The organism is Loktanella fryxellensis, from assembly GCF_900110065.1.
In the GTDB taxonomy this organism is placed as follows: domain Bacteria; phylum Pseudomonadota; class Alphaproteobacteria; order Rhodobacterales; family Rhodobacteraceae; genus Loktanella; species Loktanella fryxellensis.
Genome location: NZ_FOCI01000010.1, coordinates 75700 through 99538 on the forward strand (window position 1 = coordinate 75700; position 23839 = coordinate 99538).

Consider the following 23839-nt stretch of genomic DNA (forward strand, 5'->3'; position numbering starts at 1 on the left):
ATGGTCGCAACCACTGAAAACAACGTGGCGACCGCGCAGGTCACCAAGGGTCGCTCGCCCTGGGCCGACGCGCGGCGGCGGTTCTTTCGCAACAAGGCGGCGGTATTCGGCCTGCTGCTGTTGGTGATCGTGACGTTGTTCGCCCTGTTCGGCGGGTTCCTTGCGCAATGGTCGAACGAAGAGCTGGACTACAACGTTATGGGGCAGGTGGCCGAACTGGGCGGCCCGTCCATCGCGTCGGGGCACTATTTCGGCACCGACGATCTGGGGCGCGACCTGTTCGCGCGTACCGTGCAGGGCACGCAGATTTCATTGGCCGTGGGCGTTGTTGGCGCCCTGATCGCCATTGTCGTCGGCACCCTCTATGGCGCGACGGCGGGTTATGTCGGCGGGCGCGTGGACGGCATCATGATGCGGCTGGTCGATATCCTGATGGCCATTCCCTACATGTTCGTGCTGATCCTGCTGCTCGTGATGTATGGCCGGTCGATCACCATGCTGTTCGTCGGCGTCGGCCTGATCTCGTGGATGGACATGTCGCGCATCGTGCGCGGCCAGACGCTGAGCCTGAAGGGCCGCGAGTATGTCGAGGCGGCGCGTGCCACCGGCGTGTCTGCCCCGGTCATCATCCTGCGCCACATCGTGCCCAACCTCGCGGGCGTCATCATCGTCTATGCGACGCTGCTGGTGCCGCTGATGATCCTGACCGAAAGCTTCATCTCGTTCCTTGGCCTCGGCGTGCAGGAACCCCTGACGTCGCTTGGTGCGCTGATCGCCGAAGGGGCCGGGACGATTTCATATGGCACCGTCTGGCAGCTGGCGTTCCCGCTTCTGTTCTTCGTGCTGACCCTGTTCGGCTTCTTCTTCGTGGGCGATGGCCTGCGCGATGCCCTCGACCCGAAGGACCGCTGATGGCTCTGCTTGAAATCGACAACCTGTCCGTCACCTTCGACGGCGAGGATGGCCCCGTGCATGCGGTCAACGACCTGTCGCTGTCCATCGACCGCGGCCAGACGCTGGGCATCGTGGGCGAAAGCGGGTCGGGCAAATCGCAGACCGCCTTTGCCGTCATGGGTCTGCTGGCACCCAATGGGCGCACCAGCGGATCGGTGCGCTTCGATGGGCAAGAGATCCTCGGGATCGGGCACAAGGGGATGAACCAGCTGCGCGCGCGGCGGATCGCGATGATCTTTCAGGACCCGATGACGTCGCTGAACCCCTACATGCGCATATCCGACCAGATGGCCGAGGTGCTGACCCTGCACAAGGGCATGTCCAAGCGTGACGCCGTGGCAGAGAGCGTGCGGATGCTGGATGCCGTGCGCATCCCTGCCGCGTCTGAGCGCATCCGTCTGTATCCGCACGAGTTTTCCGGTGGGATGCGGCAGCGGGTGATGATCGCCATGTCGCTGCTGTGTCGTCCCGACCTGCTGATCGCGGACGAGCCCACCACTGCGCTGGACGTGACCGTGCAGGCGCAGATCATGGAGCTGTTGAACGACTTGCAGCGCGAGTTCGGGATGGCGACGGTTCTGATCACCCACGACCTTGGCGTCGTTGCAGGGTTCTGCGAGCGTGTGGTGGTGATGTATGGCGGCCGCGTGATGGAAAAGGCCCCGGTCGATCCGCTGTTCGCGCAGCCGACCCACCCTTACACGCGCGGGCTGCTGGGCGCCGTGCCTCGCGTGGACGACGAGGATGCGATCATGACCGCCATTCCCGGCAATCCGCCCAACATGGCCGGCGCCCCCGAAGGCTGCCCGTTCCGCCCCCGCTGCGCCTATGCGGCCCTCGATTGCAGCGTCATGCCGCCGCTGGTCAGCTTCGACGGCGACCGCGCCCGCGCCTGTCACCGTCCCATCGCCGAGGTCGCCGCATGAGCACTCTTTTGTCCGTCCGCGACCTGCGCGTCACCTTTCCCATTACCCGTGCGGGTGACATGCCGTGGACCGCACCGCGTCCCCTGCGGGCGGTAAACGGCGTCAGCTTCGATCTGGAACCCGGCCAGACGCTCGGCGTCGTGGGCGAATCCGGTTGCGGCAAATCCACCATGGCGCGCGGCCTGATCAACATGGTGCCCGCCACCGGGCAAGTCCTGTGGGAAGGCAAAACCGACCTGATCCCGTTGTCGCCCCGTGCGATGAAACCCTATCGCGCCCAGATCCAGATGATCTTTCAGGACCCGCTGGCGTCCCTGAACCCGCGCATGACCGTGGGGCGGATCATCGCGGAACCGCTGCTGACGCACCGCCCCGACCTGTCAGCCGAGGATCGCCGCAAACGTGTTGACGCGATGATGGAGCGTGTGGGTCTGCTACCGCAGATGATCAACCGCTATCCGCACGAGTTTTCCGGCGGGCAATGCCAGCGCATCGGCATCGCGCGGGCGCTGGTGGTCGAACCAAAGCTGCTGATCTGCGACGAACCGGTGTCGGCGCTGGACGTGTCGATTCAGGCGCAGGTCGTCGATCTGCTGAAGGAGTTGCAGCGCGATCTGGGTCTCGCGATGATCTTCATCGCGCATGACCTGAGCGTGGTGAAGAACATCTCGCACGACGTGATGGTGCTGTATCTGGGCCGCGTGATGGAAAAGGCCCCGCGCCGCACGCTCTATGCCGACCCGCAGCACCCCTATACGCAGGCGCTGCTGTCCGCCGTCCCGGTGCCCGATCCGGTAATCGAACGCGCAAAGGGGATCATCCCGCTGGATGGCGACATGCCGTCGCCGATGGCGCCACCGTCGGGCTGCGTGTTCCGCACCCGCTGCCCCCGCGCGCAAGCGGATTGCGCGCAGATCGTGCCATCGGTGCAGGGCGGCGACCATGTGGTCGCCTGCCTGCACCCCGGCCCGGTGCAAGAGGCGGAGACGGTCTAGGGCCTTTCCTGCCCGTCGCCGAACACGAGGTATTTGTAGCTTGTCAACTGTGCGGCCCCCACAGGGCCGCGCGCGTGCATTCGCCCTGTGGCGATGCCGATCTCGGCGCCCATCCCGAACTCTCCGCCATCGGCGAACTGGGTGGAGGCGTTGTGCATCACGATGGCCGCGTCAATGGCCGCCATGAAGGTGCGCGCGGCGGCCGTATCCGTCGCTACGATCGCCTCGGTATGGGCCGAGGAGTGGGCTTGGATAAAGGCGATGGCCTCTGCCAGATCGTCCACCACGCGCACCGACAGGATGTTGGACAGGTATTCGGTGTCCCAGTCCGCATCCGTCGCCGGGGTCATGGCGGGCACGATGGCGCAGGCGGCGTCGTCGCCGCGCAATTCGCAGTCGGTCATGGCGGCGGCCAGCGCAGGCAGGAACATGGGCGCGATGGCGCGGTCCACCACGGCACATTCGGTCGATCCGCACACGCCGGTGCGGCGCATCTTGGCGTTGCGTACCAGCCGCACCGCCTGATCCACGTCGGCGCTGGCGTGGACATAGGTGTGGTTGTTGCCGTCCAGGTGCAGCAGCGTCGGCACCCGCGCCTCGGCCTGCACCAGCGACACGAGGCCACGTCCGCCACGCGGGATCACCAGATCGACGGCGCCGGTGGCGTGCAGCAGCGCGCGGACGGCGGCGCGGTCCGTCGTGTCCACCAGTTGCACCGCGTCGGCAGGCAGGCCCGCGGCGGTCAGGCCGTGGGTCAGGCAGGCCACGATGTCGCGCGACGACCGCAGGCTTTCGCTGCCGCCGCGCAGGATGACGGCATTGCCCGACTTAATGCAGAGCGCGCCTGCATCTGCACCCACGTTGGGACGCGATTCGTAGATCATGGCGATGACGCCGATGGGCACGCTGACCCGTTCGATCCGCAACCCGTTGGGGCGGTGGGTCGTCTCGAGGATCTGACCGAGGGGGTCGGGTTGCGCCGCAATCTCGATCAGCGCGTCGGCCATGGCGGCGACGCGTGCGGGCGTCAGGGTCAGCCGGTCGATGAACGCCGCATCCTTGTCGCTGCCCACGAGGCTGGCCACATCGGCAGCGTTCGCGGCCACGATGGCTTCAGACCGGTCGCGCAACGCCTGCGCCGCGTGGGTCAGTGCCGCGCTGCGCTGGTCTGGCGTCGCCAGTGCCAGCGCCGTAGCTGCCACCCGCGCACGGCGGGTCTGGTCGGCGATCAGCCGTGTGACATCGGTTTCGCCGTCCGTCTTGGGGGTCATGTGGTTCATCGGTTCTCTCCTGCCGCACCGATATGCGCCCTTGGGCGACAGGGATCAAGCGGTGCGCGGCGGTGCAGCGCGATAGGGACCGGTCGCCTCGAACGCGGCGGCCAAGGCCAGCAGGGCGTTATCGTCATACGCCCGACCGGCGAATGTCAGCCCCACGGGCATGCCGGTATCAGCCATGGTGCCCATCGGCACGGTGACCGTCGGTATCCCCAGATGCCGGATGGCGAGGTTGCCGTTCGCCACCCAGACCCCGTTGCGCCACGCAAGGTCCGCGCTGGCGGGGCTCGTATCCGCATCCGCAGGCCCCACGTCTGCCACGGCGGGAAAGATCACGGCGTCATAGCCGCCCGCGTCCATCCAATCCTCCAGATCGCGCTTCCGTGTCTCCTCCAGCCCGCGCAAACCTGCGGGCAGGGTGGGGATGTCCAGCATCTCGCCGGGCGGCAGGCTGCGGGCGATGGCGGGATAGGTCGCGATGTCGTCGGCGAACCCGGTGTAGCGGTCCGGCAGACTGCCGGGGGGGCGCGGAAAGATGCGGGTGCCATCCACGTCCGCCAACCGCGACAGCGCGGGGTCGGCATTCGTGCGCAAAAAGTCGTCCCATGCCCGGACCGACAATTCGCCGGTCTCGACCGCCAGATACCCGTCTGGCAGCAGGCCCCGCGTGGCGATTGTGGTGTGGCCGGGGCGGTCGCCTTCGTAATTGCTGACGACGGGAAAGTCGGTGGTGTCGACCGTCGCCCCCGCCTCGGTCAGTGCCTGTCGCGCACGGTCCCACAGCGCCATGATGCTGGGGCGCGTGACGATGCGCTGCCCGGTGGGCCCGCCGCTACCGGGGTCCGGCGCGGTCCCGGCATCCGGGTCGGCGTTGATATACATGGCGGGCACGGCGAACCGCTTGCCCGCCAGCGGTTCGCGCAAGGCGAGGTAGGACGCGGGCCTGACCGTCGAGGCGGCGGGCAGCGGCACCCACGGCTGGCTGCGCCACAGATCGCCGCGCACGTCGGGATCGTCGGCCACGATCACGTCCAGGACCGCCAGCATGTCGGCCATGCAGCGGGTGTGTGGCACCACCACGTCCATGGTCGGCACCAGTGGCCAGTTCCCCCGGACCGAGATGACGCCACGGCTGGGCGTATAGGCGCAGAGCGCGTTGTTGGACGCAGGCGCGCGACCGCTCGACCACGTCTCCTCTGCCAGCCCGAAGGCGCTGAGGCTCGCGGCGGTGGCGGTGCCGGACCCGTTGGAGGAGCCGGAGGCGAAGGCCGCCGTCAGCCAATCGGCGCTGTAGGGCGATTCCGCCCGGCCATAAAGGCCGCGTTGCATGCCCCCGTTGGCCATCGGCGGCATGTTGGTCAGCCCGATCAGGACCGCCCCGCCGCGCCGCAGTTGCGCAATGGCAAAGGCATCGTCGGAAGCCTTGAGGTCCGCAAAGGCGGGCGATCCGGCGGCGACGGTCATTCCGCGCACCTTGTAGCTGTCCTTGGCGGTATAGGGGATGCCGTCGAGCGGCCCCAGCAAGTGCCCCGCCGCACGGCGGGTGTCGGACGCCTCTGCCTCCTCCATCGCGTCAGGGTTCAGAACGGGCACCGCGTTCAGGCACGGCCCGCTGCGGTCGAACCGCGCGATCCGGTCGAGGTATGCAGTGGCGAGTGCGGCACTGGTCGCGGCGCCCGTGGCGAGGGCCGCCTGCAGATCGGCGATCGTCGCCTCGACCACGTTCATCGGGGGGACGGTTGCTGCTGCGTGATGCAATGGATGCCACCGCCGCGGGCGAACAGCTCGCGCGCGTCCACGGGGACGATGGTGCGCCCGGGATAGACGGACGCGAGGATCTCCTGCGCCTCGCGGTCCGCATCGGGCTCTGCAAAGCTGCAGGCGATGACGGCCCCGTTGATGACCAGATGGTTCACATAGGACCAGTCCACCGGGCCATGCGCATCCGTCTGCGTGGCGGGGGCGGGCAGGGCGATGATCTGCAACCGGTTGCCCTGCGCGTCGACCTCCTCTGCCAGCTGCGCCCGCAGGTCGCGCGTCACCGCGTGATCCGGGTGGTCGGGGTTGCGCTGGTCGTGCAGCAGCAGGGTGCCGGGGCTGGGCAGGCAGGCGACGATATCGACATGGCCGCGCGTGCCGAACGTGTCGTAATCGCGCGTCAGGCCGCGGGGCAGCCAGATCGCGCGGGTGGTGCCGAGGGTGCGGGTCATCTCCTCCTCGACCCGCAATCTGTCCGCATGGGGGTTGCGGTCGGGGTCAAGCTGCACCGTGTCGGTCAGCAGGATGGTCCCCGCACCGTCCACGTGGATGCCGCCGCCTTCGTTCACCAGCAGCGACGGCACCACCGGCACCCCGGCCATGTCGGCGATGAAACGCGCCAGATCGCGGTCGTTCCCGCTGCTGGTCCACGCAGGCCCGCCCCAGCCGTTGAAGATCCAGTCGACTGCCGCGACGCTGCCATCCGTGGCATGGACGAACGTCGGCCCGCTGTCGCGCAGCCAGAAATCGTCGATGGGGCGCACGATCCGGGTGATGTCGCCGGACAGCATCCGCGCAGCGTGGTCGGCCTCCGACGGATCGACGATGATTGATACCGGCTGGTGATCCGCGATGGTGTTGGCGACGGCGGCCCATGCGGCGTAACCCGCCTCTCGCGCGGATGACGTATCGCCAAGCGTCGCACCCGTCCGCGGAAAGGCCATCCAGATGCGGTCCTGCGGGGCGGTCTCAGTGGGCATGTGATGGGTCAACGGGCACTCTCCTGCGGTGTTGCCGCACCTTAGCAGAGCGTGAAACGTGACGGAACGACTGTTCCGGCACCGCAGGCCGCGTTACATGGAACCGCCAGTTCGCAAGAGGATCCCATCATGCCCAAGGTCGCCTTCCATGTCCCACACACCCTGCCGGTCGAGGATGCGGCGGCGCGCCTCTTGGCAGGGATTCCAAAGCTGGAAAAGGCGATCCCCGGCGGCGGCACGGTCGAGGCCGAGCGCATCGGTGACGATGGAATGCAGCTGTGCATCGGGATCATGGGTCAGACCATCGTGGTGGACTCGACCCTGACGGCGGACAGCGTGGCGGGCACCGTGGATGTCCCCCTCGTGCTGACGATGATGAAGGGGCAGATCGCGCAGATGGTCGAAACCGCTGTCGCGCGGATGCTGTCAAAGCCCTAGTCGATGGAACTGGGCGCGTCGTCGTTCTCGGCGCGGGTCGCCCATACGATGTCGGATGGCGGCGGGTCGAATTTCGCGTCGGCGCGGTAGCGATGCAGATGGACGCGACCGATGAAATGGCCGCTGATCGGCGTGGTGACGAGCAGGAACGCCATCACCAGCACTTCGCGCAGCGACGGCGTGCCTTGCCCGAGGTTGTAGAGGATCGACGCCAGAAGCAAGCAGCCGATGCCCAGCGTGGATGCCAGCGTCGGCGCATGGATCCGGCTCATGGGGTTCGACAGCTTGAGCAGGCCGAACGATCCGGCCAGCATCAGCGTGGCCCCGGTCAGCAGCAGGACGGTCGTCAGGATGTCGACGATCAATGGCGCCCAGGTCATTCGATGATATCCCCCCGCAGCACGAAGCGGCACAGCGCCACCGTCGACACGAAGCCGAGCATGGCGATGATCAGCGCGCTTTCGAAATAAACCTGCGTGCCGAACAACAGGCCCGACAGCACGATCAGACCGATGGCATTCACCACCATCGTATCGAGCGCCAGGATCCGATCACCGATGTGCGGCCCGCGCAGCAGGCAGACAAAGGCGAGGATCTGCGCCATCCCGACGGCGCCGAACGCAATCCACAGCGCGGTTGCCATCATGCGAAGATCTCCTTCAGGCGACGTTCATAGCGCATCTTGATATCGTCGCGCACGGCGTCCGGGTCTGGCGCATGCAGCGCATGCACCAGCAGCGTGCAGCCGTCCTGCGCCAGATCGACAGTCAGGGTGCCCGGCGTCAACGTGATCGTCCCCGCAAGGATCGTGATCGCCTCCGGCCGCTTGAGGTCCAACGGAATCACGATCCATGCGGGGCGCAGGCTGTCCTTGCGATAGAACAGGACCTGCATGGCGACGGTCAGGTTGTTGCCGATGATGTCGTAGATGACGATCAGCAGATAGGCGATCATCCGCAGCGGGCGGACCACAGGTGGCCGGTCGGGCCACCATGCGGCGGTCAGGACCGGGACGATCAGACCGATGATCAGGCCCAGCAGGATCGGGCCCGGCGCGAACTCATTGTTGATCAGACACCAGACGATGGTCAGCATCACGGTCAGCAACGGATGTGGAAGGATGCGTTGCATCATGTCACTCCTCCTCATCGTCTGCGCCAAGGCGCTGGTTCGCACCCGCCGGCGGCGCGGCGTCGGGCACGACATTGTCGGTGGTCGGCACCACCTCGCCTTCGAAATCCTTGCCGGGGAGTGTCAGGACGGCGGCAACATAGGCCTGCGGGGCAAAGAGCTGCGCCGCTGTGGCGGCGAGCAGCCGGTTCACGGGACCGGCCAGCACGGTCAGCGCCACCAGAAGCGCCAGCAGGCTGCCCACCACCCACAAGGGCAGGGCCGTGGGCGCGGTACGGCGGTCGCGGACCTGCCCCTGCGGTTGCAGATCCACGTCACCGGCCACCTGATGCGCGCGCCAGAAGACCTGACTGCCCGCGCGGCCGAATCCCACGACGGCGATCAATGAGCCGGTCAGCACCGTGCCCCAGACCCACCAGACCAAGGCACTGTCGCGGGCCGCGTCGAGGATCAGCAGCTTGCCGATGAACCCCGACAGGGGCGGCAGGCCGGTCATCGCGATGGCCGCGGCAAAGAATATGCCGGCCACCACCGCACCCCCCGCCACGGGCATGGCGTCCTGCAGCCATGCCCCCACCGTGCCGCGACGGTCACGCAACACGTCGACCAGCAGGAACAGCGCAGCGGCCGCGAACGTGGAATGGATCGCGTAATAGAGCGCGGCCGCGATTCCCTGCGGCGTGAACACGGCCACCGCGCTCAGCAGCATGCCCATGGACCCGATGACGCTGAAGGCCACCAGACGGTCGATCCGCTGCGACCCCAGCACACCGATCATGCCCATCGCCAGCGTCAGCAGGGCGGCGGGCATCAGCCACGTGTCGAACAGGCCCTGCGTCAGGGACAGGTCCGGCGGAAACACCAGCGTGTAGAAGCGGATGATGCAATAGGCGCCGACCTTGGTCATCACGGCGAACAGGGCGGCGACCGGACCGGGGGCCGCGGCATAGCTGCCGGGCAGCCAGAAATGCAGCGGCAGCAACGCCGCCTTGACCGCGAACACCATCAACAGCAGCACGGCAGCGACGCGTATGCCTGCACTGTCGGCGGGGTCGAGGGCGGCAACCCGCACCGCCAGATCGGCAAGGTTCAGGGTGCCCGTGGTGGCATAGAGCGTGCCCAGCGCGAACAGGAACAGCGTCGATCCCAGCAGGTTGTACATCACGTATTGCGTCGATGCGCGCAGCCGCTCCTTGCCGCCTGCATGGGCGATCAGGCCGTAGGATGCGATCAGCAACACCTCGAAGAATACGAACAGGTTGAAGGCGTCACCGGTCAGGAACGCCCCCATGATGCCCATCAGCTGAAACTGGTAGAGCGGGTGGAAGTGCCGTCCGCGCGCGTCCCAGCCCGTGCCCACCGCATAGAGCAGCACGAGTGGTGCCAGGATGGCGGTGATGAGCACCATCAGCGTGGCCAGTCGGTCGGCCACCATGACGATGCCGAACGGGGCCTGCCAGCCACCCAGCAGATAGACCGTGATCGTGTCGTCGGCGGCCTGCCAGAACAGCCCGACAGCAACGACCAGAAGGGCCAAGGTGCCCGCCAGCGACAGCACGCGCTGCAACAGCATGTCGTGCCGCGCCGTCAGGATCAGGATGGCGGCCAGCATGGCGGGCAGCAGGACGGGGGCGATGATCCAGTGCGACATCAGGACCGCTCCTCGGAGGGTTTGCGCACGGGCGGCGGGGTGTCGGCCGCGGCGTCCACGCGGTCTTCGCCGTTCGACAGGAACGAGCCCAGGGACATGATGACGACCACAGCCGTCATGGCAAAGGAAATGACGATCGCGGTCAGCACGAGGGCCTGCGGCAGCGGGTCGGCATAGACGTCTACGCCGTCGCGCAGGACCGCCGGCGCATCTGGCAGCAGACGCCCCGATGTGAACAGAAAGACGTTCACGGCATAGGTCAGCAGCGAAATGCCGATGACGACCGGAAACGTCCGTTGCCGCAATGTCAGATAGATGCCCACGGCGGTCAGGGCACCGATGGCGGTGGCAACCAGAAATTCCATGGCTCACCCCTTTCCGTCGGTCAGGATGCGGGACGGGTCGATACCCATGGCGTCATCGGGATCTTCGGTTTCGCTCCGACGGCCCAGCCGGGCGAAGCTTTCCAGTGACAGCATGACGGCGCCCAGCACCGCAAGGAACACGCCAAGGTCGAAACCGATGGCCGTCGCCAGCTCGAATTCCTGCAGCGGGGGCAGGCGGAAATATCCGAACGACGAGGTCAGGAATGGAAAACCTGCAAGGAACGCGCCCATGCCCGTGATCCCGGCGATCAGCACGCCTGCGCCGATGATGCCGTGATAGGGAAAGCGTTGCCGCTTTTCCGCCCATGTGATGCCGGACGCCATGTACTGCATGACGACGGCGATCGACACCACAAGGCCTGCCACGAATCCGCCGCCCGGCTCGTTGTGACCGCGCAGGAAGATGTAGATGCCGGCCACGACGATCACAGGCATCGTCACGCGGGTCAGCACGACCATCATCATCGGATGCGGGTCGCCCGCCCGTACTGCGGCGATCTTGCGGTTCAGCAGGCGCGCGCGGACGGGGCCGCCCAGCAGCGTTTCGGTCAGCGCGAAGATCACGAGGGCCGCGATGCCCAGCACGATGATCTCTCCGAACGTATCGTAACCGCGGAAGTCCACGAGGATCACGTTCACCACGTTCGTGCCGCCGCCACCGTAGTAGGAGTTGGCAAGTTGATAGGCCGAGATCGAGGTCATCGGGAAATCCGACATCAGGATCGTCCAGACGAGGCCGGTGACGGCCACGCCGCCCGCGATGGCGATGATGCCGTCGCGCAGGCGCCGCCCGCTGCCCGATTCCACCGGCGTCGTGCGCGGCAGGAAGTTCAGCGCCAGCAGCAGCAGGATGATCGTCACCACCTCGACCGTGATCTGCGTCAGCGCAAGGTCGGGGGCCGAGAAATAGTTGAAGCCGAAGGACACGATCAGTCCGATCAGCCCCATGACGATCAGCACCATCAGACGGTTGCGGTGCAGGGCCACCAGCGACGCGGTCGCGGCGATCAGCAGACCCCACAGCACCACGGCGACGAATGTGACGGGCAGCATCTGCCGCGACGCGCCGGCGAAGTCGCCTGTGAACCACGCATGGGCGCCCACGGCCACGACCGTCACGACGAAGATCGCCGCATACCGCGAGAAGTTGCCGTCGTGCAGGCCGTCACCGACACGGCTGGCCCCACGGGCCAGACCCGCGATCGTGGCGTCGAACATGGCCTTCGCCTCTGGCCGCGGGATGGCGTGCCAGACCCGCGCCAGCAGGTTGAACAGCGCCAGCCAGATCGCACCGCCGACGACGGCGATGCCGGACATCGCCAGCGCAGGCGTCAGACCGTGCCACAGGGCAAGATACTGATCCGGCATCGGGGCCACGTCGCCCACGACCGCCTGCGTCACCAGCCGCACGAACGGCTCGGCTAGGAACGGAAAGAGGCCCAGCGCTACGACCGGGACCATCAGCAACGCTGGCGGCAGCCACAGGCCCGGTTTCGGGTCATGCGGGTGGGCGGGATAGTCGTGCCGTTCCGCACCGAGGAAGGTGTGCCCGATCAGGCGGAACGAGTAAGCGGCCGAGAACAGCGCCCCCAGCGTTGCCACCACCGTGACCAGCAGCGGGTTGCCGAACAGGGTCGTATAGGTCGCCTCCTCCAGCATCATCTCTTTCGACACGAAACCGTTGAGCAGGGGGATGCCCGCCATAGACAACCCTGCCAACGTGGCGAGCACGAAGGTGATTGGCATGGCGTGGCGCAGCCCGCCCAGCTTGCGCATGTCGCGGGTGTGAACGCCGTGATCGACGATGCCCGCCACCATGAACAAGGCCGCCTTGAAGCTGGCGTGGTTCAGGATGTGGAATACCGCCGCCATCGCGCCGAACGTTGTCCCGGTGCCGAGCAGGAAGCAGATCAACCCGAGGTGCGAGACGGTCGAGAACGCCAGAAGCGCCTTCAGATCGTCCTTGAAGAACGCAATGAACGCGCCCAGCATCATGGTGATCAGGCCCACGCTGCACACCAGCGTCACCCAGACTTCGGTGCCCGACAGCACCGGCCACAGCCGTGCCATCAGGAACAGCCCCGCCTTTACCATCGTGGCGGAGTGGAGATAGGCGGACACGGGCGTGGGGGCCGACATCGCGTGCGGCAGCCAGAAGTGGAACGGGAACTGCGCGGATTTGGTAAAGCAGCCCAGCAGGATCAGCAGCAGCGCAGGCACATACAGCGGCGAGGCCTGAATGATCTCTCGGTTCTGCAGGATCGTCGTCAGGTCGTAGCTGCCTGCGATCTGACCGAGGATCAGCATGCCGCCGATCAGCGCAAGACCACCGCCGCCCGTCACGGTCAGCGCCATGCGCGCACCTTGACGCCCGTCGGGGAGATGCTTCCAGAAGCCGATCAGCAGGAAGGACGACAGCGACGTCAGTTCCCAGAACACCAGCAGCATCAGGATGTTGTCCGACAGCACGATCCCCACCATCGCGCCCTGGAACAGCAGGAGATAGGTATAGAACTCGCCCATGTTGTCGTCGCGCGACAGATACCAGCGGGCATAGGTGACGATCAGCAGGCCGATGCCAAGGATCAGTGCCGCGAACATGAACCCGAGCGGATCGAGGAACAGGTTCACGTTCAGACCCAGCGCGGGCAGCCAGTCGAGGCGCGCGGTCAGCACCTCGCCGCGCAACACGGCAGGCAGGTGCAGCATCAGCCCAAGGAACGCGGTCGCGGTCACGCTGACGGTGGCGATGTAGCACGCCTGTCGGCCGGCCCTGATGAACAGGCCGGGCAGAAGCGCACCGAGGAAGGGCAGGGCAACGATCAGGAACAATGACATGGCGGGTTTATCGCGGACCTTTGCTGTGACGACCAGACCTCATCGGCCAAAAATGGCCTATGTTGTGCCGATTACTAGATCTGAAGGGTCGATTTTTGCCGGGATCAGGCAAAATGTCGTGCGATTGCGTGCAAGGTGGCGTGTCCCTGCGGCGTCGCATCAGGCCACAGGTGCCACATGTGAAACAGACGTTTCGGCACCTCCAGCGTCACGGTGACGCCTGCGCGCGCGGCGGCGGTCGCAAGCAACAGGCTGTCGTCGAGCAGCACTTCCGTCGTGGTGGCGGTGATCCACACAGGCGGCAGTCGCGACAGATCGCCCAGCAGCGGCGATGCGTGCGGGTCCGTGTCGGCCAAGTGGCCCAGCGCCATGTCGGACAGGCTGCGGTCCTGTGTATCGTCGTTCATCAGGTCGGTGTCGCCATTACGCACGCGCGTGATGCTGCACCCGCTGCGGTCGGTGTTTGGCGACAACAGCGCCAGACGTCGGATGCGGCCGGGATGGGTCATCGCGAGGACCAATGCCAGATGTCCGCCCGCGCTGTCGCCCACCACGTCGCAATCGGGCAGGGCATCGAGAATCGGTGCTGTCGCATCCAGCGGCGCAGGCCATGGGTGTTCCGGCGCCAACGGATAGTCAGGCACGAACACCCGCCGCCCGGCGATCCGGGCCAGCGCCGCCGCAGGGGCCGCATGGCTGTCGGAGCCGCCAAAGACATAGCCACCGCCATGCAGCCAGAGGATCGGCGCGCCATCGGTCCCGAACCAGCGTCCCTCGCAACCGCCGACCTGCGTCAGCGGGGGCAGATCAGGTACGCCCTCCGGATGCGCCAGTCGCAGAAACGCCGCCCGCATCTCTGCGGGCGACCCCTCGACCGGTGTGGCGCGGATATGGCGTTCCAGCGCGGCGCGGTTCATCAGACGTTGATCGACCCGACGGCCCCGCCGTCGATGCGCCAGTTCGAGCCAGTCACGAAGGACGACAACTCGCTGCACAGGAACGCGATGACGGGTGCCACCTCCTCGACCTTGCCGCGGCGTTTCAGCACCAGATAGGGACGCTCTTCCTCGAGGAAGCTTTCGACGGCCTCGTCGAAGGAACAGCCCTCCTCCTCCATCCGCTTCTCCATCATGCCGTCGGTCATCGGCGTCTCGATGAAGGCGGGGGCGATGCAGTTCACCAGCAGGCCCGACCCGGAATGGGCCATGGCGATGCTTTTCGAGAAGCTCAGCAGTGCGGACTTGGCGGAGTTATAAACGGTTTCCTCGGGGTAAGGCTGGGCCACGTTTTCGGACGTGACGAACACGACGCGGCCCCAGCCTTTCTTGATCATCACCGGGCACAGGTGCCGCGCCAGACGCACGCCGGACAGAAAGTCGATGTTCAGCGCATCCTCCCAGTCCTCCTCCGTCATCTCCAGCGGATCGCCCTTGGCGCCCGTGACGCCGGCCGCGTGGACCCAGATGTCGAAATCGGTCCCGGCCTCTTTCAGGAACGCATCGACGCCCTTGGCGCTGGACAGATCGCCCGCGATGCAGGTGATGCCGTATTCCTCGCGCACCGGGGCAAGGTCCTCTTCCTTCAGATCGGTCGCGGTGACGATCACGCCCGCCTCTAGGAACCGCTTGATCGTCTCGATGCCCATGCCGCCGGACCCGCCGGTGATCAGCGCTTTGCGCCCCTTGATGCCAAGGTCCATGTGTCGCTCCTGTTGTGGTGTGCCACCTGAAAGGTTCGCGTGATAACCGGGCGCGGGCCGACTTGTTCCGCCGCTGGCGCCAAGGACTGCGCGGCTGCTGCGCGACCTTGTGACGCGGAACTCCGGCGGCCTAGGGCGGTTGGGGCGCGACGGCATCTGATGCCACCCCTCCCGAAGGATACCGACCATGACCGACGCACCGCACATCCCGGCGCAGGAACAGAACGCCATGCCCGGCGACGAACACCGCATGGACCCCGCCCCCGACTACATGCCGCGCCATCCGGGCGTGGGCAAACTGGCGGGCAAGGTGGCGCTGATCACCGGCGGCGACAGCGGCATCGGCCGCGCCGTGGCGGTCCTGTTCGCCCGCGAAGGGGCCAAGGTCGCCATCGCGTATTTCGACGAACACAAGGACGCCGAGGATACCAAGGCGCTGGTCGAGGCCGAAGGGTCGCAGGCGCTGCTAATCCCCGGCGATCTGGGGATCAAGGCGCATGCGACCGATGCCGTGGAGCAGACGGTGGCGGCGCTCGGCCAGCTGGACATCCTGATCAACAATGCCGCGATGCAGTGGATCGACAAGGATCTGACGGAGTTGTCCGAAGAACGCCTGCGCCGCACGATGGACAGCAACGTGATGTCCTATTTCTTCTGCACGCAGGCCGCGTTGCCGCACCTCAAGGAAGGGGCCTGCATCGTCAACACGTCGTCGGTCAACGCGTTCAAGGGCAACGCCAAGCTGATCGCCTACTCCACCACGCGCGGCGCATCGCTGGCATTCAGCCGGTCGATGGCGTCGAATTTGGTGGAACGCGGCATCCGCGTGAACGCCGTGGCGCCCGGACCGATCTGGACGCCGTTCATTCCCGGCTCCATGCCCGCCGACATGGTCGAGGATTTCGGATCGGACGCCCCCATGGGCCGCGCCGGTCAACCGTGGGAGGTCGCCACCGCGTTCCTGTTCCTCGCATCGTCGGACGGCAGCTATTTCACGGGTCAGACCCTGCATCCGAACGGAGGCATGATTGTCAACGCGTAAGCCCGCCCCCGCCATCTATCAGATCTACCCGCGCTCGTTTCAGGACACGACCGGCAGCGGCACCGGCGATCTGCAGGGGATCATCCGGCGGCTGGATCACGTGGCGGCGCTGGGCGTCGATGCGATCTGGCTGTCTCCGATCTACGTCTCTCCCATGATCGACGGGGGCTATGACATCGTCGATCACAAGGCGATCGATCCGATGTTCGGCACCGATGCCGATTTCGACGCGCTGGTGGCGCGGGCGCATGGCCTGGGACTGCAGGTCTACATGGATCAGGTGCTGAACCACACCAGCGACCAGTCGCCGTGGTTTCAGGCCGCCATCGCGGGCGATCAGGCGATGGCGGACCACTACTTGTGGCGCGACCCGAAACCCGACGGCACGCCCCCCAACAACTGGCTGTCGCAGTTCGGCCTGCCCGGCTGGACGTGGAACCACCTGCGGCGGCAGTACTACTTTTCCCAGTTCCTGCCGCAGCAACCCAGCCTGAACCTGCGCCACCCCGATGTGCAGGCTCATATCGCGGCCCAGATGCGGGGCTGGCGGGACCGCGGCGTGGACGGGTTCCGTTTCGACGTGGTGACCGCCTATCTGTGGGACGAAAGCCTGCAGGACAACCCACCCTCCACGCCCCAGGTGCAGGCGAAGGTGTCGGGCGAGACGTGGAATACCTATACCTATCAGGACCACACCTACGACATGCTGCCCGGCGATGGTGCCGCCTATGTGGAAAAGCTGCGGGCGTGGGCGGGTGACGACGCCTATCTGTTCGGAGAGAACACGTCGGGCAACCAGTCCATCGAGCTGGCGATGCAGTTCACCACGCCGGGGCGGCTGGATGCGGTCTATACGACCGACCTGCCGGAAAACCGGGGCAGCCCCGCCAGTGTCGCCGACATGATCGCGCGCGCCGACAGCCTGCAGCGCATCGCGGGCTGGCTGTCGAGCCATGATCAGCCGCGTCACGGGCGACCCGATGCGTCCAACGCGGTGCTGGCGCTGCAGATGGCGTTCCTGCCGGGGCCGTGGATCATCTATCAGGGCGAGGAATGGGCCCTGCCGCAGCCCGACTTGGCGAAAGAGGATGTGACCGACCCGCTGGACCTGCTGCAATGGCCCGACGGGCCCGGGCGTGAAGGGTCGCGCGTGCCGATGCCGTGGGATCCGCAGGCTGTGGGCTATGGCTTTACCACCGGCACGCCGTGGCTGCCGTTGGCATGGGACCGCGACCGCGTGGCACGCGGACAGGCCGAGATGGCGCGGTTCTATGCGCGGATCATCGGCATGCGGCGCGACATGGGGTGGGATACCGCCGATGTGGTGGCCTGCATGGCCAAGGGCGATGTGCTGGACATAACCCTGCGCACGCAGGACGGCAGCCAGTGGCGCGGCGTGTTCAGTCATGGTGCGGGCGAACCTGCGAACCTGCCCGCCGGACCGCCTGCGATCGTCGCGGATGCGATGGATGGCGGCACGACAGGCTGGCACGGCGCGATCTGGAACGCATAGTGCGCAACGCATGAGAAACGCCCCCGCCGCACAGGATGCGGCGGGGGCTTTTTTCGTCAGGCCGCCTTGGTCGCCTGCGTCAGCACGACGACGGATTGCCAGTCCACGTTCAGCGTGTCCGCCACAGCATCTTGCGTCGCGGGATCGTCGGCGCTGGTATCCAGCACCTTGGTCCACTCACCCTCGGGTAGCGTGAATTCAGCGGCATCGCCCGCGTTGAAGATCATCATCACCTCGCGGTCGCCCGGCGTGGTGATGCGCTTGGCGAAACAGCGCAGGCCGCCGTCATGCCAGTCGCCCTCCTCCATGTCGCGGCCCGTGGGGTGGACCCACGCGGTCGTGCGGTCGTCCGCATCGTCGCCACGGGCGAACTTGGGGTCGATGATGTGCCCCAGATCGCGACGCAGCGCCGTGGTGGCCGAGAACGACCGAATCAGGCTGTCGTCCGCCGCGTCCCAGTCCAGCCAGGCGATGTCGTTGTCCTGGCAATAGGCGTTGTTGTTGCCATCCTGGCTCTGGCCGAATTCGTCGCCCGCAAGGATCATCGGCACGCCCTGTGACAGCAGGACGGTGGCCTGCATCGCCTTGACCCGACGGCGACGGGCCTCCAGCACCGCTTCATCCGTCGTCGGCCCTTCGGCACCCAGATTGTCGGACAGGTTGTTGTCGTGTCCGTCGCGACCATCCTCGCCGTTCGCCTCGTTGTGCTTGTCGTTGTAGGCGGTCGTGTCCCACAGGGTGAACCCGTCGTGGGCGGCGACGAAGTTGATCGACGACGTGGCGGGGCGGTTGTCGTGGTCGAACTGCACCGGCGATCCCGACAGCCGTTCCGACAGGGGCGCCGTCATGCTGTCGTCGCGGCGCCAGTAGGCGCGGATGTCGTCGCGGGCCTTGTCGTTCCATTCGCGGAACGGCCAGACGAACCCGCCGACCTGATAGCCGCCGTCGCCGATGTCCCACGGTTCCGCGATCAGCTTGACCGCCGACAGCACCGGATCCTGACGGATCGTCGCAAAGAAGTTGCCGCCGCGGTCGAACCCGTCCTCGCCCCGCGCGAGTGTGGAGGCGAGATCGAAGCGGAACCCGTCCACGTGCATGACCTCGACCCAGTAGCGCAGCGAATCCATGACCATGCGCAGCACCATCGGGTGCTTGACGTTCAGCGTGTTGCCGGTGCCGGTGGTGTCATAGGCGTGACGCTTGTCCTCGCCGGTCATGTAGTAGCTCTCGTTGTCGATCCCGCGGAACGACAGGGTCGTTCCCATCTCGTTGCCTTCGCAGGTGTGGTTGTACACCACGTCCAGGATCACTTCGATCCCCGCCGCATGGAAGCGGTCGATGGCGGTCTTCACCTCCCGGATGTCGGCGCCTTCCAGATAGCCCTGATGCGGGGCAAAGAACGACAGGGTGTTGTAGCCCCAGTAGTTCGACAGGCCCTTTTCGATCAGGTAGCGGTCGTTGGCATAGGCGTGGATCGGCAGCAGTTCGATGGCGGTGACGCCGATCTTGTTGAGGTGGTCCAGCACCGGGTCCGACGCGAGGGCGGCAAACGTGCCGCGGTCGGCCTGCACCACGCCCGGATGCTTCATCGTCAGACCCTTGACGTGCGCTTCGTAGATCACCGTCTTGTCCCAGCCGGTGCGCAGCGCGGCGGAGTTGTCCCACTGATGGTTGTCGTCCACCACCACGCCCTTGGGCATGAAGGCAGCACTGTCACGGTCGTCGAAGGTCAGGTCGTCTTCGCCGACCTTGTAGCCGTGCAGCGCATCATCCCACACGATGTCGCCCATCAGGGCGCGGGCGTAGGGGTCCAGCAGCAGCTTGTTGACGTTGAATCGGTGGCCGTTTTCAGGATCGTAGGGGCCATGCACGCGGTAGCCGTAGCGCTGGCCGACGCCGATGCCTTCGACGAAGCCGTGCCAGATGCCGCCTTCCATCGCGGGCAGGGCGATGCGGGCCGTCTCTTGCTGGCCCGTCTCGTCGAACAGGCAGACTTCGACCCGTTCTGCCGCGTTCGAGAACAGCGCAAAGTTGATGCCGCCGTCGCGGGCGATGGAGCCGAGCCGGTTGGGACGCGAAAGCGACGCGTCGAGTGAATATCCGTGGTCGGGTTTGGTGGTCATGGGGTGTGTCGTCCTGATGGAATGGGACCGGAGGGGGAGAGCCTCAGGCCGTTTCGGAAAAAGGGGGTGCATCGTCAATGGTGACAGGTGGTGTCGCTGCCGGATCGCAGCGGATGGTCAGCGTCCGGTCCGCCGTGGTGCGGGTCAGCGTCAGGGTGCCTGTCGCATCCCGTGCGACGGCGCAGGCGGCGGCGTGGAAGAAATCGGGGTCCGCGTGACGCAGGGCCAGCAGGTCGCGCGACAGACGCGCCTTGTCGCCCGTCAGGCCGCCGGCGTCCACTGCCGTCTGCAGCACGGCCGGATCGACGGGACGGCGATTGTCGGGATCGGTCAGCGCGAAATGCGCCGACAGGCAACCGCGATAGATGTCCGGCACGCCGGTCATCGTCAGCTTTACGGCGGTCTGGATCAGCGACAGTTGTGCGCCCAGATCCATCAGACGGTGCAGGGCGGCAGGATCGGTCGCGTGCCAGTGCGCGGTCACCGGGGCCACGAAATCAAGCACCACCGCCTCGGCGTCCTCGTCGGGGTGGGTCCAGTTGGTGACGCGCTTGGCCTCGCGCAGCGCCTTGGTCATGTGATCGCGCAGCCGGTCGTCAAGCGTGGCAGGCTCGTCGCCCCAGATCGCCAGTGCGCTTTGCACCAGATACCAGCGGGTGTTGACGCTGACCGCCTTGGCGCCGGGCAGGTCGGCGGTGCCCGCCACCAGTGCTGTCAGGTCGTCCGGCAGGTGGCTGCATGCCACAAGGCGCATCCGCGCATCCTCCGACCGCTTCGTGTCGTGGGACGAGGTGAGTGTCAGTGCGGTGGGCAGGCGGTCGGCCAGCCAGCCGTTCATTGCCGCATCGGCGATCGTCACGTCGTCGGGGTCGGCTCCGACCTCGTTCGCGGCGATATAGGCGTTCCAGCGAAAGCCCGCCGTATCCTCGTGCGATTTCGCCAGCAGCGCGCCCGTCACCTGCTGGAACCGCACCTGCAATCGGTGCGCCGCAGGCGTCTGCGGATCGGCCATGCAGGCCGTCAGCAGGCGCACCACATGGTCGCTGCGCAGTCGCTGTGCCGCCGTATCGGCGACGCGGGTCATCAGGGACAGGTCGGCGGCGCGTACGTCCTTGCCGCACATGTAGGTGCGATAGGACGGAAAGGCGGACAGCAGTGCCAGCACTGCCTCGCGCAGCGCCTCCTGCCCCTGTTCGTCACCGGCGGCGGCGGCGGCATCGTCGGCCAGACCGATCATCTGTTGCAGCTCGGCCGCCAGATCCTGACGGATCACCTCGTGCTTGGCGTCGATCAGCGCGTCGTGAAAGCTGCCGCTGCGCCCGGTCTGCGCCTGCCATGCGGCCAGCAGTTTCGCGTGACCGTCGCCGTCCGTCAGCAAGCGCGCGATCTGGCGTGCCGCCTCATAGCCCGTGGTGCCCGCGATGCCCCAGTCGGGCAGCGCCTCGTCCCCGGTCAGGATCTTTTCCACCCAGATCGGCGTGTCGCCCACCGCGGCCTTCAGCCGGGTCAGATAACCGTCGGGGTCGGCCAGACCGTCGATGTGGTCCAGCCGCAGACCCTGCACCTGACCGCTGGCGATCAGGTCCAGCGTCTTGCGGTGCATGTCGTCAAAGACGGCCTGCTCCTCGACCCGCATCCCGATCAGGCCGGTGACGTTGAAGAAGCGGCGATGCGTGATGCTGTCCCGCTCGCGCTGCCACGGGGTCAGGCGCCAGACCTGCGCGTCGTGCAACGCGGACAGATCCTCGATGGTGGCGGTGGCCGGGTTGATCGGCACCGCAAGGTCGCCGATGCACAGCACCGGGCCGTCGGCGGCGCGTTCGACATGCACGCCGCCCTGCGCCACCAGCGCGTCGAAGGTGTCGGTCAGGAACGGCAGCAGCAGACGTTCAGACCAGTCGATGTCGAAATGCGGCGCAAAGGCGCTGTCGGTGCCGTGCCGCAGCACGTCGCGCAGCCACGGATTTTCAAGGCTGAACGCCGTGTGGTTCGGCACGATGTCGAGGATGATACCGATGCCAGCATCCCTGGCCGCCTGCGCCAGCGTGGCAAAGCCCGCCTCGCCGCCCAGATCGGCCTCGATCGCGTTGGGGTCGATCACGTCATAGCCATGCGTCGATCCCGCCTGCGCACGAAAGATGGGCGACAGGTAAAGATGGCTGATCCCGTTCGCCGTCAGATGCGGCAGGAAGTCCTGTGCCGTGGCGAAGGTGACGCCTTCGCGCAATTGCAGGCGGTAGGTGGCGGTGAGAGGGATCATCGGTCGGTCCATGTGCAATAAGCGAAATCGAGTTCCGGGGCCCCAAGGGTCAGGCCGCCGTCCGCCCCGCGCCACTGTTCCGGGGGCAAGGGGGCACCAAGCTGCGCCAGCGCGTGCAGCCGCCCTGCCGCAAACGTCCATGTCGCCTGCACGGCGCGGGGGCCGATCACCTTTGACGTGGTGCCCGTCCAGCCGCTGTGCAGCAACGGTGTGACCTGCGCCCGGCGCCAAGTCAGCAGGCGTGTGGTCAGCGCACGCCAGTCGTCCGCATCGGCGCTGGGCCGGGCATAGGGGCGGGCATCGTGAAACGCGGCGGGGTCGACGGGGTCGGTCAAGACACCGTCGAGATCGCCGAATTCTTCCTTTCGGCCGGCGCGCACCAGCTCTGCCAACTCGCCCGTGAAGTCGCAGAAGAACGGGAACGGCGTAGCGGACCCTTCATCCTCGCCCTGGAACATCAGCGGCACGAAGGGCAGCGTCAGCAGCATCGCGTGGGCGACCTGTGCCGCCTGCGGACTGCACAGCGTGATCAGCCGACCGGCACCGGCGCGGTTGCCGATCTGGTCGTGGGTCTGGTTGAAGTTGACGAAGGCCGTGGGGGTCAGATGCCCGGTGGGTGCGCCGCGCGGCGGAGCGTCATGGTTCGCAGGTTCGCGCGGTTGTCCCTGCACCACCTGCCCCTCGCGCAGCGACAGCGCCAGTTGCGCCATGGGTTGGGTGGCATAGCTGGTGTAATAGCCGTCATCCTCGCCGGTCAGCAGGGTGTGGACGATGTGGTGATAGTCGTCGTTCCACGATGCGTCCGTCACGCCCGCGTCGCGGTGCACGGTCTCGTTGCGCTCGTCCTCGGCCACCAGATGCACGGGCCGCCCCAGATCGAGGGCGCGCAGGGTCTGCGACAGTTCCGTCATCAGATCCGGCGAGGAGGGGTCGATGATCTGGTGCACCGCATCGAACCGCAGCCCGTCGAAGCCGAAGTCGCGGATCCACATCACGGCGTTGCCGATGAAGTAGTCGCGCACGGGGACTTGGGTAAAGTCGATGGCGTCGCCCCACGGCGTCTCTCGATCATGGTCGAAGAACGCGGGGCAGGCGGTGTGCAGATAGCATCCCTCCGGCCCGAAGTGGTTGTAGACCACGTCGAGGATCACCGCGATGCCCAGATCGTGCGCGCACGCGACGAAGTCCACCACGTCCTGCGGCGTGCCATAGGGCAGATGCACCGCATAGGGCAGAACCCCGTCGTACCCCCATCCATGATGACCCGCGAACTGCACGATCGGCATCAACTCTACCACCGTGATGCCCATGGCGGCGATGTCGGGCAGGCGCTGGGCGGCAGCGGCCAGGGTGCCGTCGTCGGTGAACGTCCCGATGTGGATTTCAAGGATCACGGCATCCTGCCACGCAACGCCGGCCCATGCCGGCGGCGGCGTCACGGGGCGCGTGAGGATTGAGGGGCCGTGGACGTCGCCCTGTTGCTGCCGCGCGGCCGGGTCCGGCAGTGCCATGTCGTCGATATGGAACATGTAGGGTGTGCCGGCGGGGGCCGTCACCGCCGCACGCCAGACGCCGTCCGCCGCTTGCGACATCGCGACGCGTCGACTGTCCAGATCGACGGTTGTGCTGCCGGCCTGCGGGGCCCAGATGGCCACCGTCCACGTGTCCGGGCCGGTCGGGGTGGCGCCCCAGAATTGTGGGGCATCGGTGGGCATCGGAGGGTTCCAATCAAATGTCTTGCGATGGCGAACGTCCGCTGGCAGCGTGCGGTTCCGTCGGCGTGTCGAGGACTTTCCGTGGGCAGCACTGGATCGGCCAGACGGTTGCGGAACGCATAATGGCAAGGAGTGGCATGGCAAATAACTTGG

Annotated in this window: 20 protein-coding genes; 6 read left to right on the top strand and 14 right to left on the bottom strand. The window is 66.6% G+C overall.

Going from position 1 to position 23839, the window contains the following annotated elements:
* Genes BMX16_RS09495 through BMX16_RS09505 form a run of 3 tightly spaced genes read left to right on the top strand, consistent with a single transcriptional unit; the run spans window position 1 to window position 2875 of the window.
* Window positions 1–912: an ABC transporter permease subunit gene (locus BMX16_RS09495; protein ID WP_089902290.1), complete on the top strand. Its 912-nt coding sequence runs from the start codon at window positions 1–3 to the stop codon at window positions 910–912.
* Window positions 912–1880: an oligopeptide/dipeptide ABC transporter ATP-binding protein gene (locus BMX16_RS09500; RefSeq protein ID WP_089902292.1), complete on the top strand. Its 969-nt coding sequence runs from the start codon at window positions 912–914 to the stop codon at window positions 1878–1880. The genes BMX16_RS09495 and BMX16_RS09500 overlap by 1 nt, the downstream gene beginning before the upstream one ends.
* Window positions 1877–2875, top strand: a complete 999-nt coding sequence (locus BMX16_RS09505) for an oligopeptide/dipeptide ABC transporter ATP-binding protein (protein ID WP_089902295.1) — start codon at window positions 1877–1879, stop codon at window positions 2873–2875. The genes BMX16_RS09500 and BMX16_RS09505 overlap by 4 nt, the downstream gene beginning before the upstream one ends.
* Here the strand turns inward: BMX16_RS09505 and BMX16_RS09510 are convergent.
* From BMX16_RS09510 to BMX16_RS09520, 3 genes are read right to left on the bottom strand one after another with little or no spacing between them, the layout of a single operon-like run.
* Window positions 2872–4155, bottom strand: coding sequence for a glutamate-5-semialdehyde dehydrogenase (locus BMX16_RS09510; RefSeq protein WP_089902298.1), 1284 nt, complete (start codon window positions 4153–4155; stop codon window positions 2872–2874). The two genes, BMX16_RS09505 and BMX16_RS09510, sit on opposite strands and share 4 nt — an antisense overlap.
* A gap of 45 nt (window positions 4156–4200) precedes the next feature.
* A complete protein-coding gene (locus BMX16_RS09515) occupies window positions 4201–5880 on the bottom strand; it encodes an amidase (protein WP_089902303.1) in 1680 nt (559 codons plus the stop codon).
* A complete protein-coding gene (locus BMX16_RS09520) occupies window positions 5877–6890 on the bottom strand; it encodes an agmatine deiminase family protein (protein WP_218139861.1) in 1014 nt (337 codons plus the stop codon). The genes BMX16_RS09515 and BMX16_RS09520 overlap by 4 nt, the downstream gene beginning before the upstream one ends.
* Before the next feature lie 129 nt (window positions 6891–7019).
* Here BMX16_RS09520 and BMX16_RS09525 point away from each other — a divergent pair, with 129 nt between their 5' ends.
* Entirely contained in the window at window positions 7020–7328 is a 309-nt protein-coding gene (locus tag BMX16_RS09525) for a polyhydroxyalkanoic acid system family protein (protein WP_089902308.1), read from the top strand.
* On the opposite strand, the gene BMX16_RS09530 is transcribed toward BMX16_RS09525, so the two are convergent.
* The 8 genes from BMX16_RS09530 to BMX16_RS09565 all read right to left on the bottom strand — a co-directional run bounded on the left by BMX16_RS09530 (window position 7325) and on the right by BMX16_RS09565 (window position 15033).
* Window positions 7325–7708: a monovalent cation/H(+) antiporter subunit G gene (locus BMX16_RS09530; protein ID WP_089902309.1), complete on the bottom strand. Its 384-nt coding sequence runs from the start codon at window positions 7706–7708 to the stop codon at window positions 7325–7327. The two genes, BMX16_RS09525 and BMX16_RS09530, sit on opposite strands and share 4 nt — an antisense overlap.
* Window positions 7705–7974, bottom strand: a complete 270-nt coding sequence (locus BMX16_RS09535; RefSeq protein WP_089902311.1) for a K+/H+ antiporter subunit F — start codon at window positions 7972–7974, stop codon at window positions 7705–7707. Before BMX16_RS09535 ends, BMX16_RS09530 begins: the two co-directional genes overlap by 4 nt.
* Entirely contained in the window at window positions 7971–8462 is a 492-nt protein-coding gene (locus tag BMX16_RS09540) for a Na+/H+ antiporter subunit E (protein WP_089902314.1), read from the bottom strand. Before BMX16_RS09540 ends, BMX16_RS09535 begins: the two co-directional genes overlap by 4 nt.
* Window position 8463: 1 nt before the next feature.
* Window positions 8464–10110: a monovalent cation/H+ antiporter subunit D gene (locus tag BMX16_RS09545; protein WP_089902316.1), complete on the bottom strand. Its 1647-nt coding sequence runs from the start codon at window positions 10108–10110 to the stop codon at window positions 8464–8466.
* Window positions 10110–10475: a Na+/H+ antiporter subunit C gene (locus BMX16_RS09550; RefSeq protein ID WP_089902319.1), complete on the bottom strand. Its 366-nt coding sequence runs from the start codon at window positions 10473–10475 to the stop codon at window positions 10110–10112. The genes BMX16_RS09545 and BMX16_RS09550 overlap by 1 nt, the downstream gene beginning before the upstream one ends.
* Before the next feature lie 3 nt (window positions 10476–10478).
* A complete protein-coding gene (locus BMX16_RS09555; protein WP_089902322.1) occupies window positions 10479–13334 on the bottom strand; it encodes a monovalent cation/H+ antiporter subunit A in 2856 nt (951 codons plus the stop codon).
* 104 nt (window positions 13335–13438) lie between these two features.
* On the bottom strand, window positions 13439–14251 hold the full coding sequence (locus BMX16_RS09560) for an alpha/beta hydrolase fold domain-containing protein (RefSeq protein ID WP_089902325.1): 813 nt from the start codon (window positions 14249–14251) through the stop codon (window positions 13439–13441).
* On the bottom strand, window positions 14251–15033 hold the full coding sequence (locus BMX16_RS09565) for an SDR family NAD(P)-dependent oxidoreductase (protein ID WP_089902328.1): 783 nt from the start codon (window positions 15031–15033) through the stop codon (window positions 14251–14253). The genes BMX16_RS09560 and BMX16_RS09565 overlap by 1 nt, the downstream gene beginning before the upstream one ends.
* Before the next feature lie 187 nt (window positions 15034–15220).
* Here BMX16_RS09565 and BMX16_RS09570 point away from each other — a divergent pair, with 187 nt between their 5' ends.
* The gene (locus BMX16_RS09570; protein ID WP_089902331.1) at window positions 15221–16075 is read left to right on the top strand and encodes an SDR family oxidoreductase; all 855 of its coding nucleotides are present in this window, start codon (window positions 15221–15223) and stop codon (window positions 16073–16075) included.
* Window positions 16062–17588 (top strand): alpha-amylase family glycosyl hydrolase, encoded by a 1527-nt coding sequence (locus BMX16_RS09575; protein ID WP_089902333.1) that lies wholly within the window; start codon window positions 16062–16064, stop codon window positions 17586–17588. Before BMX16_RS09570 ends, BMX16_RS09575 begins: the two co-directional genes overlap by 14 nt.
* Window positions 17589–17644: 56 nt before the next feature.
* Here the strand turns inward: BMX16_RS09575 and glgX are convergent, their stop codons facing one another.
* The 3 genes from glgX to treZ are packed head-to-tail and all read right to left on the bottom strand — an operon-like array spanning window position 17645 to window position 23686.
* Window positions 17645–19711, bottom strand: a complete 2067-nt coding sequence (gene glgX, locus BMX16_RS09580; RefSeq protein ID WP_089902335.1) for a glycogen debranching protein GlgX — start codon at window positions 19709–19711, stop codon at window positions 17645–17647.
* Window positions 19712–19754: 43 nt separating this feature from the next.
* Window positions 19755–21971 carry a malto-oligosyltrehalose synthase gene (gene treY / locus BMX16_RS09585; protein ID WP_177174624.1) on the bottom strand — a complete coding sequence of 739 codons (2217 nt, stop codon included), beginning with the start codon at window positions 21969–21971 and terminating at the stop codon, window positions 19755–19757.
* Window positions 21968–23686, bottom strand: a complete 1719-nt coding sequence (gene treZ, locus BMX16_RS09590; RefSeq protein WP_177174625.1) for a malto-oligosyltrehalose trehalohydrolase — start codon at window positions 23684–23686, stop codon at window positions 21968–21970. The genes treY and treZ overlap by 4 nt, the downstream gene beginning before the upstream one ends.
* Window positions 23687–23839 lie beyond the last annotated feature (153 nt).